The 15,835-nt window shown below is 40.5% G+C and carries 16 protein-coding genes and 1 pseudogene; 3 read left to right on the top strand and 14 right to left on the bottom strand.

Translation table 11 applies throughout. The annotated features are described in order from the left end of the window. The 7 genes and pseudogenes from RMO79_RS20685 to RMO79_RS20655 all read right to left on the bottom strand — a co-directional run. A pseudogene (locus RMO79_RS20685) lies at window positions 1-442 on the bottom strand (hypothetical protein); the annotation flags it as partial. Window positions 443-579: 137 nt separating this feature from the next. Beyond that, the gene (locus tag RMO79_RS20680) at window positions 580-3,228 is read right to left on the bottom strand and encodes an ABC transporter substrate-binding protein (protein ID WP_310485156.1); all 2,649 of its coding nucleotides are present in this window, start codon (window positions 3,226-3,228) and stop codon (window positions 580-582) included. A 5-nt stretch (window positions 3,229-3,233) separates the two neighbouring features. Next, window positions 3,234-4,592: a DUF1822 family protein gene (locus RMO79_RS20675; RefSeq protein WP_310485155.1), complete on the bottom strand. Its 1,359-nt coding sequence runs from the start codon at window positions 4,590-4,592 to the stop codon at window positions 3,234-3,236. A 64-nt stretch (window positions 4,593-4,656) separates the two neighbouring features. Then, complete coding sequence (locus RMO79_RS20670; RefSeq protein WP_310485154.1) at window positions 4,657-6,219, bottom strand: hypothetical protein; 1,563 nt, start codon at window positions 6,217-6,219, stop codon at window positions 4,657-4,659. 251 nt (window positions 6,220-6,470) lie between these two features. Then, window positions 6,471-6,989: a hypothetical protein gene (locus RMO79_RS20665; RefSeq protein ID WP_310485153.1), complete on the bottom strand. Its 519-nt coding sequence runs from the start codon at window positions 6,987-6,989 to the stop codon at window positions 6,471-6,473. 201 nt (window positions 6,990-7,190) lie between these two features. Beyond that, on the bottom strand, window positions 7,191-7,997 hold the full coding sequence (locus RMO79_RS20660) for a zinc metallopeptidase (RefSeq protein ID WP_310485152.1): 807 nt from the start codon (window positions 7,995-7,997) through the stop codon (window positions 7,191-7,193). Window positions 7,998-8,233: 236 nt separating this feature from the next. After that, complete coding sequence (locus RMO79_RS20655; protein WP_310485157.1) at window positions 8,234-8,518, bottom strand: hypothetical protein; 285 nt, start codon at window positions 8,516-8,518, stop codon at window positions 8,234-8,236. Between the two features lie 171 nt (window positions 8,519-8,689). Between RMO79_RS20655 and RMO79_RS20650 the strand changes: the two genes are divergently transcribed. The 3 genes from RMO79_RS20650 (at window position 8,690) to RMO79_RS20640 (ending at window position 11,430) form a co-directional block, all read left to right on the top strand. Then, complete coding sequence (locus tag RMO79_RS20650) at window positions 8,690-8,953, top strand: glutaredoxin family protein (protein ID WP_310485151.1); 264 nt, start codon at window positions 8,690-8,692, stop codon at window positions 8,951-8,953. A gap of 118 nt (window positions 8,954-9,071) precedes the next feature. Beyond that, window positions 9,072-10,562: a UDP-N-acetylmuramoyl-L-alanyl-D-glutamate--2,6-diaminopimelate ligase gene (locus RMO79_RS20645; protein WP_310485150.1), complete on the top strand. Its 1,491-nt coding sequence runs from the start codon at window positions 9,072-9,074 to the stop codon at window positions 10,560-10,562. A 151-nt stretch (window positions 10,563-10,713) separates the two neighbouring features. Then, on the top strand, window positions 10,714-11,430 hold the full coding sequence (locus RMO79_RS20640; RefSeq protein ID WP_310485149.1) for a HAMP domain-containing sensor histidine kinase: 717 nt from the start codon (window positions 10,714-10,716) through the stop codon (window positions 11,428-11,430). A 72-nt stretch (window positions 11,431-11,502) separates the two neighbouring features. On the opposite strand, the gene RMO79_RS20635 is transcribed toward RMO79_RS20640, so the two are convergent. The 7 genes from RMO79_RS20635 to RMO79_RS20605 all read right to left on the bottom strand — a co-directional run bounded on the left by RMO79_RS20635 (window position 11,503) and on the right by RMO79_RS20605 (window position 15,745). Continuing rightward, window positions 11,503-12,201, bottom strand: a complete 699-nt coding sequence (locus RMO79_RS20635; RefSeq protein ID WP_310485148.1) for a methyltransferase domain-containing protein — start codon at window positions 12,199-12,201, stop codon at window positions 11,503-11,505. A 59-nt stretch (window positions 12,202-12,260) separates the two neighbouring features. Continuing rightward, window positions 12,261-12,758: a hypothetical protein gene (locus tag RMO79_RS20630; protein WP_310485147.1), complete on the bottom strand. Its 498-nt coding sequence runs from the start codon at window positions 12,756-12,758 to the stop codon at window positions 12,261-12,263. Between the two features lie 53 nt (window positions 12,759-12,811). After that, window positions 12,812-13,195, bottom strand: coding sequence for a DUF1257 domain-containing protein (locus tag RMO79_RS20625; protein ID WP_310485146.1), 384 nt, complete (start codon window positions 13,193-13,195; stop codon window positions 12,812-12,814). 140 nt (window positions 13,196-13,335) lie between these two features. Continuing rightward, window positions 13,336-14,052, bottom strand: a complete 717-nt coding sequence (locus RMO79_RS20620) for a hypothetical protein (protein WP_310485145.1) — start codon at window positions 14,050-14,052, stop codon at window positions 13,336-13,338. A gap of 143 nt (window positions 14,053-14,195) precedes the next feature. Next, window positions 14,196-14,414, bottom strand: coding sequence for a type II toxin-antitoxin system HicB family antitoxin (locus RMO79_RS20615; RefSeq protein ID WP_396136646.1), 219 nt, complete (start codon window positions 14,412-14,414; stop codon window positions 14,196-14,198). A 7-nt stretch (window positions 14,415-14,421) separates the two neighbouring features. Continuing rightward, complete coding sequence (locus RMO79_RS20610) at window positions 14,422-15,027, bottom strand: Uma2 family endonuclease (RefSeq protein ID WP_310485143.1); 606 nt, start codon at window positions 15,025-15,027, stop codon at window positions 14,422-14,424. A gap of 79 nt (window positions 15,028-15,106) precedes the next feature. Then, the gene (locus tag RMO79_RS20605; RefSeq protein ID WP_310485142.1) at window positions 15,107-15,745 is read right to left on the bottom strand and encodes an exopolysaccharide biosynthesis polyprenyl glycosylphosphotransferase; all 639 of its coding nucleotides are present in this window, start codon (window positions 15,743-15,745) and stop codon (window positions 15,107-15,109) included. Window positions 15,746-15,835 lie beyond the last annotated feature (90 nt).

Raw genomic sequence — 15,835 nt, 5'->3', positions numbered from 1 at the left:
AGTGGAGTAGGGAGAGATTGACGTTACCTTTGGTGCCGTCGTAGCCCAGGCGAGTCATATTCGTACCCGTAACATTGCTATTGAGTGGGGTAGAGTTTCCAGTCTCTAATCTGACTTTAAATCGATCGTTGGTAGTGAATTTGGTTTCGATATTTAGTCGGAATCGGTTGTCGAATACTACTTGACTATTGGCTCGATTAGTTGTTGGGGTTACGCCGCCATAACCTGCGGTGCCGAATAAGACTTCGCCGGATATTTTTATTTTTGATTCGATTGGCAGGATTGGTTGGGCTTGAAGTGATGAGGGGTTTAGAAGTATGGGGATGGTTGTGAGAATTAGGATGCAATATTTAAGGTGTCTCGCGATCGGTAATTCGAGTCTGGTGAAGCTAAGATCGATCGAGATGTATTTTTGGATCTTTCTGAAATCTGTCTTACCCATTTATCTTGCCAGTAGAATTGGATCTATTGGTTTAGTTATTGGGTGAATGTCTGAAATATATATAAAAAAATCCCTAGTTTTACTAGGGATATAGAGAATTATCTTCTCATCTGTAGATTAGGATTTGCAAATTAATTTTAGTTTAGTTTTTTTTCTAAAATGAGTTCAAATTTGCAAGGATTATTTTCGTTACATTTTAATTCCACGATTGATGGTGTAACATACCTATCTCCTTGTCCATTAAACTTAATCGGCCCGCTAGATCCAGGGATAGAAAAATTATCAGCGTGTAGTATTTGTTTTAAACCTTCACTTGTACCATTACTCCGATCTAAGCCGTATGCTATTGCCATCACTGCGTCGTAAGCCATCATATCTCGCCATGTAGGTTCATATTTATCAGCATATGTTGCCTTGAATTTTTTTGTGAAATTCTTCGCCAGTTCTAAATTCCCAAGTCTGGGAGTCACAATTTTTATTGTATTAAAAGATGAAAAATTGTTACGAGTATATTGTGCATCTAATCCATGATTTCCATATAAGCTTAGATTATTATCTCTGGCTGCTTGAGCAAGTTCTTGTGCTCCTGTTCGCTGATAATTTTCATTTAAGTGAAAATAGAGTACCAAAGCATCAGCTTTTAGATTGTTTTTCATCTCTTGAATGATTTTGTCAAGTTGCGATTTCGTAGATTGTTCTGATACTACGCATTCTTTGTCTAATACCTTTCCTCCTAATTTTTTTATTTCTGTGGTGAGTGCTGTTTTAAAAGCAGTAGCAGCCTTTAAAGGTGTATAACAAAAACCTATTTTTCTTTTCTTATCAGTTTGTACGATGCGCTTTGCTAAAGTTTCTGCCATTAAATTACTTTTTGGAACTGTTCTAAAGATAAAATTCTTTCCTTGAGTTAGTTCGGTTACACTACTAGCAGGCGATACCATTACTAAATGGGATTGTTCATAAATAGGAGCAGCTTTTAAAGAAGCATCACTTTCAAAATGACCGACGACGGCTGGATATTTAGATTTTTCACTCACTATTTTTTTTGCTACTAGTTCAGCAATCTTCTCATCATTATTATCTAGTATAACTCTGAATTTTATTTTCAGATGTTGTCTGGGCGTACCATTTTTGTTAATTTCAGTTTGAGCAACTACTGCGCCACGAGGTGCTTCACGCGCAGTACTAGAACCTTTCTCATCAGAACTAATTAAAGGAAGAGTAATTACTTTGTCTTGAGAAAGTGTATTCAATTTTAATTCTAAATCAACGTTTGCATTATTAATAGTCCAAATAGGCTCAGGATCGTCAAACTTGTATTTCTTCAAATCTTTAGCCTTGTCAATTGCACCTCGTAGATCGCCAGTACTGAAAGATTGAGCTATATTTTTTTTATCATTCAGATAAGATTCATAACTTTCTGATTGATAGTCGTTTTTAAACAAAACTCGATCGCCAATACTTTCTTGTACCACTGGAACTGTAATATTTGGTGGTAGTGATGGCGGGTTAATACTATGCAGCACCCATACAAAAATCAATCCTATTATTAGAAGTCCGAACAGTTTCATCCACTTAGGTAATTGAGTAAATGATGTAACTATATTCGATAATTGGTTCCACAGTTGCTGCCAGATGCCTATTGGAGCTGGCGGAAGGTCATTTTTTGGAAAAGGTATATAATCTGGAGCTTCTCTGTTTTGAACAATGATGGGCATCCAGGAAGCACAAATATATTTTTCTTCCAATTCTCTAAGTTCATTTCTAGCGATCGATACCGCTCTAGTCAAAGAATTTCCTGCTGCCAAATTCAGTAAACAATACTCGATAAATTTGACAGCTACATCATTATGAATTGGCTCGCGCATGACTACAATATAGGGCACTCCCATTCTAGAGAGTCTTGATGCTATTCCCAGTCCCGAACAAGAATTGAGTAGAATCATGGTCAGTCCATTTCTGATTGCTTCTCTCAGTTCTCGCTCTATTTCGTCAATAGATATAATTGTGGTTTGATTGATTTTAATTCGACCATTATTACTAGATTCATCGCTGTCACTATGTCCAGCAAAAAACAACACATCACAGCCCTTGCTAATCTCACGGCGCAGCCTATGAAGATCTGGTTGTTGCAGTGGCGGCTGCACTAAATCAGCGATATTTTGTAGGTGGGTTTCTAGTGCTTCCCAATCAGGTCGTAGGTCGATATTATTTTCCTCACTACCGAGGATTCCGAGTATCCGTAGTCGCTTGTTTTGGATAAAATTGGCTCTAAATGCATTTCTACTTAACACGATTTCTGCATTGGGAAATTCTTGATTCAACCAACCCCATTTATGCCAAGGTAGCCGTTGGAGTATGACATTGTAGGGAGCATCGAGGATAAAAATTGGCTCGGAAGCAATCGGAATTTCACGAGCGATACTTGTTTGGATATTTTCCAAATCTGCATGTCTCAGCCAAGTTTGGAAGTTCCTTTCCAACTCTATAGATGTATTGATACAAGAAGCTCTAATTGCTTCAATCCCATCACCGTGTACAATTTCTCTACTGCCCCATATAGATCTTCTACCCCAATTGGCATAAAGAACAGGATCGCTATCCTGAATGGGATCGTCATCCTGAACGGGAAAGATTCGCTCGTAAAGCTCGGTAATCTTTGTGTTGGCTGGTAATCGTCCTGACGGGGTAACAATGATTTCGCAATTATTTCTAATTTCAGCTTCGATTTCATATCCTGTCTCAAAGCTACCACCAATAATCCTGAAGACGATGCTGTATGCCATAGGAACTAGACCTGGAATTGTTTGGTTAGTTGGTTATTGTTGAGTGTTACACAAATACTGAAGAGGTCATCAAAATCTGCATCAAAAATTAATTGAAGACATTGATACTTACTATCTTGGGCTATTATCTCGCGAGATATGTCACCTTCTTTACCCAATAGACTAAGTTTGATGCCAGAGGGTAATGTTGTGGTATTTTCTCGGTCATTGGGACTCAAGCGAATTAAAATACCTAATTTATCTGATTTATTTGAAATTATCGACACTAATAAAGACAGTTGCTCTCCTCGGAAAAATAAACCTAGATCCATTAATTTGTAGATTGGTAAGGCTGGATGATCTGGATCTAATTTCCATAAATATTCAATCGCTTCCCATCGATCATTTTGACTAGATGTATTGTGAATAAGACTAACTAACTCTTCAGTATTTTTGCCTGTACTGCGATACATTAAGTTTACTTGTGGACAAATTGTCAACTCTTTAACTCGATCGATAGAGCGAGATCCAGATTGCATTTGAGGTGTTTTAAAAAACTCAGAGATCGACTTCCACTCTTGGTAAATTTCCGCAGCTCGATCGTCAAACCAATCACTTAAATTAGTCAGGCGATTCTCGACACTTGCTGCAACTTTTACTGGTGCGGAAACAATCGCAGGACTTAGATACATGTCTAACCATTGACGATCGTTTAAAATCCCTGCCCATTCTTCAAAAACTAAATCTAATCGAGGCAAAAACCCCGATGATAAGTGTTGACGAAAATTATTAATTACTCCTTGGGCAATATTAGGTAATAATTGATATTTGGGAATTGTCGCTCGTTCTGGCAACATGTCACCACTAGCTTGAAGATCGCAGATCAACCAGAGATTATCTAAATTGTCACTTAGGTATTGACCATTGACTGAGTAAGTGCGAAAAATAGGATCGTACTCTCCCTGCTCTTTGACATTTTTGTGAGAGACAAACCCCCATAAATGTAAGAATTCACCCTCTAAATCCACCTGAATCGGTACATAATAATCTGCAAACCATGTTGACAAATCGACCCACTCTTGCTGAATTTCAAACTCTTCAAAGTTTAGATCTTCACTGGGAATAAAGGCGATGCGGACACCTTCAACAGCATAAACAAATCCAATAATAGAATGCCTGCTAAAAAATTGGATATTGAAGTTACTAGGAAAAACTAACTCGACATTCAAACCTAGATTATCTTCAAGATATTTCTTGACATGAGATTGACAGATCAGATTGATTTCTCCAGAGTTGAAGTTAGTTCTTACCTCACTATGAGTAAGAGATATACAGACATGTTCTGGATAAAGTGCTTGGACGGTCATGATTGAATTATTATTCATTTGATTAGTATTGAACTCAACTATATATTACTTGGGGCGAGGGTTTAAGATTTATGCCTGTTAACTATGATATATCTTGAAACTTAAAAAAAAGCTTTAATATTGTTCTCATAGCATCGAGCGATTTTTCGTTTATCTTCCCTTGCATTTCATCAGGATGTTCTATCGATATATGAATTTGTTTTAGTATCTTTTTCTCTATCTTTCTAAGAATTTTACTAATATTACCTTGGTCTTTATTGACTTTTGGAACTATTTGTTCCTGTTTTAATCCATCGCGATAAGTTAGTATTATGATATCGAGATCGGTTGGGTTAAGCTGTAAAATTTCCTTTTTGACGATCGGGAATAGACATCCGTAAGATTTCATCATTTCATTTAATTCTTCCGCACTACTTGCATCATCAGTAGTATAGGGAAGATTTTCCATCGGCGGGGGATCGATATCTTTTATCTTAATGACAGTCGATTGACGAAGATAGTTAGCAATAAATGTATAATCTTCCTTTATTTCTGCGATTGATAATTCTTGTAGTTTGTATGCTAATAGATTTATGATTCTCTGGCACTTATTACAAAAATTAGTCCAATGACTTTCTTCCAATTTATTGATACTCAGATCTAATTGCTTGAGATATTTTTTTAGAATTGCTCTTGCAATATTTTTTAGCCACACGGGATTATCAGACACCTTTCCATTAATTATCCTTTTGATATCAGCCAAAGATAATTGAGACAATTCTTCCAGGCTGTTCGATAGATTCTCGTATTCTTGTTGAATATTAGTTTGAATGTTAATCCAGTCACTATCCTTCAATAGATCGACACGTTTGTCGTAGTTTTTCAGAACACTCGCTACGATTATATATATTTCCACCCGATCGGACGAGCCATTAGGATCGAGAACCTTTCTAATCTGGGATATCGATGAGTAAGAATTATTAATTACTCCTAAATCGCTCAATCCAAAATATATTTCTCCTCTGCGGATTTCGCCATACACGAAATTACGTAATGTTCGATAAGTGTATCTTTCGATCTTATTTAATAGAGCGTATAAATTGCTTTCATAGTTTGGATTAAAATTCTTAAATAATCTTAGTGGATCGAACAAACCAGAAATCTCTAAGAGATTTAATGTTAGATCTGTTTGCAAGTATGGTGGTAATCGATGCCAAAGATTACACGTTAATCTTACTGACGTATAGTGAATAAAATTACTCCATAAAGGGTAATTTCTATCGGTAGATAAAGATTCTTTGTGTAAAATTTTGTATAATTCATTACATTGCTTCAGCGTGACATACTCTGATAATAGCAACAGGTAAAGTATTAAATAGTCTCGTAAAAAGCGTAGAACAAATGCTCGATACAACTCTTTGACTACCAGATCGGTTAGCTCTGGTGATAAAGCTAACTGATTACAGATAGTACGATCTACTGTGGATAAAGTGCGTTCGTCATTGGGTAGCTCAAATCCAGGCAAATAGAACTGACCGATTGCAGCTAAATACACGATCGCCTTACGGTTCAATTGCCAGTTCTGAAAGTTGTTCGGACTAGAAGTTCTAATATTTCCAGTAAAGACGGCATAAAAGGCAGTTAAAAGACTTCTGCTAGCATACATAGTATTATGCGGATTATTTGAACTTGGGCAACTATTTGGATCTTGGAAAAGATTTCATAAATAATGTCAGAAATCCGAGAAAATTCCGATCGATTGAGTCTGAAGCAGTAGACTCATGGGTTTGCCGGATCGATCGACACAGCCCACTGCTTCAGATTTAGATGATATCGATCGAAAATAAATTGTTATCTCGATCTGGACTATGTTGACGAAAAAGGACAAACATCTGTAGACGATCTAGAATTATGTCCCTATTCAGTAGCGGCAAAAGATATACCCAAAGTGTTCAAGTACTGGATAGCCAATTGATAGAATTCATCATTATCCTCTGCATAAAATAAGATCGCAGCAGCCTTGAGAGCCAAAATCCCTTCTTCCGTCTTTCCCAATAGCGTCCCAACCCCCATGTAGGCGAATGGATTTTTTTTGTCTGTCTTAATAGCTTCTATATAATAATACAAAGCTTGCTTGAAATGACGCTGTTTCTGAGTTTTTTGATACATTTTTTGTGCGTTAACACCTAAGTGTACATAGCGCATCGATTGTTCGCGATCGACGCTAGTATCTTCATCAGAAGTATCTACTTCAGATAGCAAAACCGGATCTTTGATGCGTAAGTTAATCTTGTTAGCGTTGCTAGTCGAAGTAGTAGCTTGGAGAATCGATCGATCGGTTTGGGCAGCATTAGCAAAATCGACAAACCCGATCGACAGTGCAATTAAAGGAGCAAAGTAAATTACGGCAAACTTGGAAATGTTTTGGTAGCTCATAGATATACCTAATAAATGTCAGAGTATCAACCCCTGTGCATATTAGATTGGAAAGAATTTCTTAATAAAATTCATCCATGCGCCAAATTCAGCGATTTATCGTAATAGAGAGTTACAAAAACTGTCAAAGCAATATTTTATACCTCTCTGCTTGTGGATTTCGATGTTATACTTACGATCGAGAATATAATTAGTTCAGTGTCAATCAAATAATCGGTCAACATCCCCGACACGAAGATAGCTCAACCCCGCAAAAATTAAAAACTTTCGTGCTGCCTTTAGTTGCCGTTCATCCAAAATTTTATAGTGTTTTAATATATACATCGCTCGTAGAGACGCATCAATTTCAGTCAGTAATATAAGTATTCGACAGATAAATAAAGAGCAAATCGATATAGGTGTGAGAATGATAACTAAGACGATAATGAACAGAAAAATTGTATAAACAATTAAGGAGTTCAATACAGCAATACCCCACTTTAAAATTGTACCGATCGCCCGGACGAGATAATTTCGTTGGCGGAGCCTCTCAGAATGAGAATCGAGAGGTTGAGATTGGTTGAGATATTGTCGATCGAAATCTATTTCAGGATCTTGAATATATTCATTTTGAATTTGAGATTCCACACCAGATTTTGCAAGTGTTCTGAGAAACACAAGAATACGGCACATTAAAATCAAGTATTCACTAAAACGACCAAGATAGAGAATCGGAGTCTTTCCGATCAAACTAACAAGTCTTTTCTCAAATTGTGGTTGAAGCGCGTGCCCGACCTCATGTGCAGCGATCGTCACTGCGACAACTGTTTGAGAATAAGCAACATCTTCTGATAAACCAACTAGGTTTAAAAACAAGCTGTAGCAATTAATTTCATCTTCTGATATACAAACCTTGACATCTATTCTGTTAGATCTGCGCAGGATCGATCTGGCAAGATTGATACTAGTCATCCCAGTCTGATTACTTTCAAGCAGAGTGCTTTTTAAGGTAGGATTCGATCGAGGCATTAGATCGTCGAGCTTTCTCTCAAGCTCATGTGTAGACGTATCGTCGAATCTGCCGTCGGAGACATTGTGTATTGGCATCGATCGATTCTCCAGTTATATTTTTCCTGACGAAGCAATCTAATTGCTGTTGTCAGCCATAACTTTCTATTGGGGAGATTCGATCGATTTATTTAGATTCACACGAACAAAATTTCCCCAGAAGGTTTCTGTTAGTCTCAGTGTTAATCTGCTCGTGGTTATCGTTCGGTGGCTAATTTAATAACTAATTCTGCTGGAGTTAAAACTAATAATCCCAGCAAGATCGTATCAATCTTGCTTGACAGATGCTTATCCGGCTTAGAAAATCTGTGGGTAAGGCGGGGGAGATTGCGAACTAAAGAGCCGAACCCGGTGAAGATTAGCGGCGATTGGAGGGAAGCAGCATCGCCGATCGCCATGACTCGATCGAATGCTACCACCCGATCGCGACTAGTGACGGTAAGCTGGCTGGTAACGACCGTTTCTAGCCCCGATACATCCACCTGGCTAAATTCATAGGAATAATAAATCTTTTTAACCGCAGAGGCGCACCAGAACGCAGAGAAATAGGGAGATATATGCGATTCAGAGCTGCTACCCGCGAGATCGTCCGAGATGAACCGTCACCAATTATTGTATCGTACAGATAAACTCGATTGTCGATCGTAAATCCCATGCATTTAGTCTTGTATAGCAAAATTGGCTGCCACTTATGTGAAGGCTTGCAAGAGAAATTAGAACAAATTACCGATCTAGAGATCCAGCTCGAAATTCGCGAAATTACCACCAATCCCGACTGGTTCGATCGCTATCAGTACGAGATCCCAGTATTATGTTTACAAGTTGATGGCACCGAGCGACTCATCCCCCGCTTCTCCCCCCGCGCCAGCGTCTCTCAAGTGCAACAGATTTTACAGCAACTAGGGGATAGGGGATAGATTTTAGCGAAGATCTACCCACCCCGCCCTACGGGCACCCCTCCTGGGAGGGGATTTTCCCCATTCTTACTCCCTATCTCCGCGTCCCCCGTCTCCTCGTCCCCCACACACTCAATTTATGAAACTCCGCGAACTCTTAGCTCAGAGTCAGATCGAATATTCCAGCACCCATCCTAATTTAGACTTAGAAGTTACTGGCTTAAAAACTAACTCTCATGCTTGTACTGCGGGAGATTTATTTATTGGGATGCCTGGAACGCGCGTCGATGGGGGAGAATTTTGGCAAGGCGCAATCGCCGCTGGTGCAATTGGAGCCGTAATTTCACCCGCAGCCGCTACCGTACATCCCCCAAATTCGTCCGATTGTGTCGTTGTCGCCGCCGATATGGTGGCGGCTTGTGCGGCTTTGGCGGGTACCTTTTACGATCGACCCGCACATACGCTTAAAATGGTGGGTGTGACTGGTACCAACGGTAAAACCACTACCACCCACATTATCGAATATTTACTCGATCGAGCTACTGTTTCCACCGCCTTACTCGGTACCCTCTACACCCGTTGGCAAGGTTATCAAAAAACAGCAACTCACACTACCCCCTTTGCTGTCGATCTCCAGCAGCAGCTAGCTCAGGCTCTAGCGGCGGGGAGTCAAGTGGCCCTTATGGAGGTGAGTTCTCACGCTCTACATCAAGGTAGAGTCATGGGTTGTCCGTTCGAGGTAGGTGTATTTACCAATCTCACCCAAGATCACCTCGATTATCATGAAAATATGGAAAATTATTTTCAGGCAAAGGCACTATTATTTAGTCCTGAATACCTTACCGGACGCGCGATCGTCAATTTAGATGATGAGTATGGTAAAAGATTAATTAGTCAGATTCCCTCAGCACGAGTCTGGAGCTATAGTACCACCGATCCGACCGCCGATTTATGGACGAGCGAATTGGCATACCAACAAACCGGAGTCATAGGCAAACTCCATACACCCCAAGGCGAAATCAGCTTCAGATCGCCTCTAGTTGGCGACTACAACCTCGAAAACCTCTTAGCTGCGGTGGGGACTTGTTTGCACCTGGGCATGGCTCTGGACGCGATCGTCGCCGCAGTAGCCGACTTCCCTGGCGTACCGGGACGGATGGAACGAGTTCAAATCTCACCCCAACAAGATATCACCACGATCGTCGATTACGCCCATACCCCCGATAGTTTGGAAAGTCTACTAACTGCCGCACGTCCATTCATTCATGGTAAAGTAATTTGTGTATTTGGCTGTGGTGGCGATCGCGATCGCACAAAACGCCCCCAAATGGGTAAAATTGCCGCCGAACTAGCCGATTTGGTAGTAGTCACATCCGACAATCCCCGCACCGAAGATCCCGCCCAAATCCTCACAGATGTCGTCGCTGGAATCAGCCGCACGACTGGTGTTGAAGTGATTCCCGATCGCGCTCAAGCCATCGCCCATGCCATTGCCATCGCCCAAACTGGCGATGGTGTCTTAATTGCAGGCAAAGGACACGAAGATTATCAAATCCTCGGTACCGAAAAAATCCATTTCGACGATCGCGAACAGGCTAGAATTGCTCTCAACCAGAAGTTTGGAGGATAGGGGATAGGGAATAGGGAATAGGGAATAGGGAATAGGATTTGGAACTGCGTTCTTTAGTTTTTCTTCTCCCAGTCTCCCAGTCTCCTCGTCCCCCAGTCCCCCAGTCTCCCAGTCCCCCCGTCCCCTCGTCCCCCAGTCCCCTCGTCTGTTAATGGAAAAACCCACGCCGCCAGAACTCAGTTTAGGTGATTTAAAAGATGAGCTAATCGCCCATCTGATGCAAGAGCTGTGTACGCCATTAACTACGATTAAAACAGCCCTAAAGTTACTCGAATCGCCAGTTGTCAAACAACCGCAACGGCAAAGATATCTAAAAATGATTCGGAATGAATGCGATCGGCAAACTTCGCTAATTAGTGGTGCGACGAGACTGCTAGCACTCGATCGTAGCCCAGATCGGGCGGGAGTTAAACCCCTTCAACTATCCCAAATTATTCCGGGGATTGTGAGTACCTACCAACCATTAGCCGCCGAAAAAGGAGTCGGACTGGGTTATACTGTACCCGATAACTTACCGCCAGCAATTTGTGTCGAAACCTGGGTGCGGCAAATTGCGATCGATTTATTGCACAATGGTATTAAGTACACATCCGACGGCGGACAAGTTTTCGTCCAAGCTTCCGTCCAAGGTGACTACGTTCAATTAGAATTTCGCGATACTGGTATTGGTATTGCGCCGACAGAAATTCCCAAAATCTTCGATCGGTTTTACCGGGTTCGCACTTTACCCAACGAATATAGTAATGGTGCGGGGTTGGGACTAACGATCGTGCAAAATATTCTCCTCCGGTGTGGTGGCTCGATTTCAGTTGTCAGTCAAGTCGGTGTCGGCTCAAAGTTTCGGGTATTATTACCGACGAAGAGTTAGGACTTGGGATTAAATTAAGTTTCATGTAGATGGAGAATCTAAAAAGCCAGAGCCTGGAGTAATTGAACTTACCTATAGCAGTCCGATCTGACTTCGCAAGACACCAATAAAGATTACCGCAACGGGTTTGCCCGTCTGTGGATGGATGGGTTCGCGGATTTCGATTATCGAGAGTCCATTGGCGGTATAAAGTTCGATCCAGGTGGCTAGCGTCCGAAAATACCACGGCGCGGGATCGGTAAATTCATCGCTAAACCCATCCCAGGAAGATGCTCGCCAGCCATCTCGATAAGGTAGATCGCCACTAGCGATCGTCGGATGTAGAGTTTGCACGATAAATGTACCACGATCGGTCAGTAACGATGGCATCGATCGACATAAACCGTCCACAGATTCCTTGCCAATCAGTGAGAAATTAGCAACTACAATATCAAATTTTTTCGCTAACTTACCAGCGGCGATTTCTGCATAAGCCGCCAATTCAAATTCACCCACTCCCATCGTTTTAGCGATATCGATAAATGCAGGGATAATATCGGTACCAAGGACATTCATCCCCCGTTCTACTAATGCGCGCGTCAGCCAACCTTCACCGCAGCCCAGATCCAGCACTGTCTGACCATCACGACTGACGACAGCATCGACAATCGATCGATCGGTAATAAGATTGCGACTTTCGATTTGTCGTTCCTCAATTGCCACAATCCAAGGGGCAGCATTTTTGACCCAAGATTCGATAATTTTGCCGTCATTGTCTGGATCGATCTTCATCCTCTTTTCCCTATCCTAAATAATCGATCGCGAATTATATTTAGTTGTATTTTGTCAAGCTAACTTGCATTATTCCAGCGGTTATGACTGGGTTTATTCATAGGTCTTGAATTAGTTTTAGAATTTGCGATCGGTTTAGATGCTTTACTTGTTTTAAATTGCTTTTGAATGGACGCTTCGGGACTCGATTCAAGATCTGAATATTTCAGATCTTGAATTTCTAACTCTCGATCGTCTAAATAGCGTTCGATGCGATCGCGCACGAACGGTTCCGATCGGGATTTTAATAATTCATAAGCTGCATCGACAACTTGGTATTCTGGATTTTCCAAGTATTCAAGTACCAGAGGTAAGCCAGCATCGCCATAATTTATCGCATCTTGCAATGCTAAAATTATGACATGAATGTTTTCGCTATTCAATCGGGTTTTGATACCTTCAATGCCACCTAAAATGACGCTACCATTCGCGATCTGGGTTTGACTTCCCAACACGGCATCAAACTTTTGCGGTTGTTGGGTAAGCCATGCGTAATGAAAATTGAGATCGGACATCATCAGTTATCCCGTACAGATTTGTACTTATAAGTACGCAGCCACTGGTATTAGAGCTAAATCCACCGTCCGACAACTACGCGCACGGTACCGTCGTTTAATACTTCTTCAGCTTCAATGCTATAGCCTTGAGTTGCGGCTGTATGTAATAGCATTTGATGAGCATACTTTTGTTGAATTTCATTGACAAATTGAGTTTGGTTTAGCCCCACGCCCCAGAAATCAGCGATAATTTCATAATTATCGTCACCATCTTCTTCTTTAAGAAATCCGATGTCATAACCATTTTGACGACGAATCACGTATTCAGCATTAATTCGATCGCCTTGATAACCACGAACTTGGGTATTTACCTCAACTTTATGCCCTAAATCGGCTAATACAGTAGCAAGAATTTCAGAATTTTTGATTTGAACTTTAATAGTTGTAAAATGTGACATGAGTTAGTCTCCTAATTATTACTATTATAAATACTGTAATTAGTAAGTGGTGCAATTCAGGCTCATCCGATCGATGGTACTTTTATGTTACAAGAATTCGATCGATCCCACAAGACTCGACTCCTAATATCGTGCTGCAATTATGGAATAAATTTGAGATCGATCTCAGTGACGAGCCAAAGAATAAAGAACACAAGTAAAACTGTAACTAGTTCTGGAATGCCCAGAACCATCAAAACACTAGCAATAGCAAGTAATCCCAATATCAAAACAACGCTGTCCAGCATCGGACTAATTTCACCAATAAATCTTCCAGGTTTAAAAACAATCCATTGAGCAGGAGGGAAGAATCTAATGGCGAAGATCGTGAGAGTAGCGATAAGAGGACATCTCCAAGCTCCTTGTGTTTGAAAATCGAGCAAATAACTAAGTCCAAAATCACCAGTAAACAAAGACAAAACGATCGCAATACCAATAGGGATTATAACTTCTTCTCGAACCGGAAGTTCTTCCCGAATTGGTAGATCGCTAGCTAAAGCTGAAGGTATAAAGCCCTTATTTGTAATTATCGACATCATTTCACTCGCACTCACTGACGAATTAAAAACGATTGTAGCTGGATAATCTAGTCGAATATGCTTAATTATAATCCCTCGGTCGCTGTTTTCTTCTATGGCGATAATCTGCTCTGGTAAAAATGTATATCTCCAGAACAGTGGCTGGCGCAAGTAGAGTCTGTTTTCATCTGCGAATAAAAATGCTAAGTTAGTAGGCTCATCATTTCTAATACCAGATCCGATAGTTGAGAATTCACCTTGAATATCGGCTAATTCTGCTACCGATTGTCCTATTTTCATGTAAAACTCCGAGCGTTATATATCTGTCGATCTGGATATAGATCGCAACTAAAATTTATACGGCAAGAATACTTTTGTATTCAAATTGGTTTAGATAGTTTCTTTGTAAAATCGATCTAAAATCTGTCATTAGAATATTTGAATTAGACAGTCTGAAGTGTTCTTGGTTCGGGAATAGATTCACCTTCGGCTTGCCAAGCTTCTAAGTATATTTCAATTACTTCTTCACCATTATGAATAGCTTCATCGCGAGTTTTACCATGAGTACATGGCATCATCACCAGATCGGCAAACTCTGGAATTGTAATTAGGAAAAGTCGATCTTCCTCAGACCATTGAATCACCATACTATATCTATTCATCATTTTATCAACCCATTCGATCGATCGATAGTTCCAAATCGGGAAACGTTGGAGATACAATTAGCTCATTACTTCTAAATTGATGTAGATCGTATTCACCATCGACTAAATAATAAACTGAAATAGTCGGCTGTTTGGGATAGCCAATAAAGTTTCGTCCGCCTAATCCTAAATAATCGACGACCCAATATTCCTGAATTCCTAATGCTTGGTACGCAATCTGCTTAATTGCATAATCATCTTGCCAATTAGTCGAGACTACTTCAATGGCTAATTTTACCGAACTACCTTGCGTAATAATCGATTCAGTCTCCCATCGTTGCTCTTGGGCTAGCATTTCTCGATCCAAGACAATGACATCTGGCTCATAGCCTGACTTACCATCGATCGATTTGACGATCGATTCTCGCGGAATCAAGTATGATAAACCCAATCGGGTAACTTCTAGATATAGTTTGCCAGAGATCTCACCAGCTATTTCTGAATGTTTACCGCGTGGTTTGGGCATTTCGAGGATTTCTCCATCTCTAAGTTCGTAGCGATATTCCGATCGGGCTGGCAACCAGGAAATAAAATCATCAAAGCTAATTGTTTTAGACTCTACTAGTACCATGTTAATTTCCTTGACTCAGTATGGGAATAACTTCACCTCAATGTAATTTTAGCTTATCTCCATCGATCGCGATCTCGATTTACTGTCCTTGCATTTTGAGAACTACCGCAAAAGTCCGCAGCAGAATTTTGAAATCTAACATCAATGACTGATGTTTGCAGTAGTAGAGGTCGTAATTGAGCTTAATCCGGGCATCTTCTACAGTACTACCGTAACCGTAATTTACCTGCGCCCAGCCAGTCAATCCTGGTTTAACGGCTAATCTACGATCGAAGTTAGGAATTTGTTGTGCTAATTTATCGATTAACTGTTGGCGTTCGGGGCGAGGGCCAACCATGCTCATTTCACCTTTTAAGACGTTAATGACTTGCGGTAATTCATCGAGACGAGTTTTGCGAATAAAGTTACCAACTTTCGTAATCCGCGCATCGCCTTTAACGGCCCATTGAGCTTGACCGTTACGTTCGGCATTTCGTACCATCGATCGTAATTTGTAAATGGTGAATTTAGCACCATTCAAGCCAACTCTCTCTTGTTTATAAAAAATATTACCAGGGCTGTCGAACTTTATTGCGATCGCTACAAATGGGAGTACTACTACAAAAAATGCGGCAATAATTAATCCACAAATAATATCTAATCCTCTTTTGCCAATTCGCTCAAAACGGTTTAATTGGCGTTTGGAGGTTACTTTAGATAGTTCGTTGGAGTAGTACATAGCGGATTTTAAATTGCGTGCTTGAGTGTTTGCCTGTCTGCAATACACTCAATCTAACAAGCGCATTCCCACGAATTCATCGTCATAATG

It is taken from the genome of Chamaesiphon sp. VAR_48_metabat_403, assembly GCF_031422475.1.
Taxonomy (GTDB): domain Bacteria; phylum Cyanobacteriota; class Cyanobacteriia; order Cyanobacteriales; family Chamaesiphonaceae; genus Chamaesiphon.
This window is presented reverse-complemented; position numbering and strand designations above follow the sequence as displayed.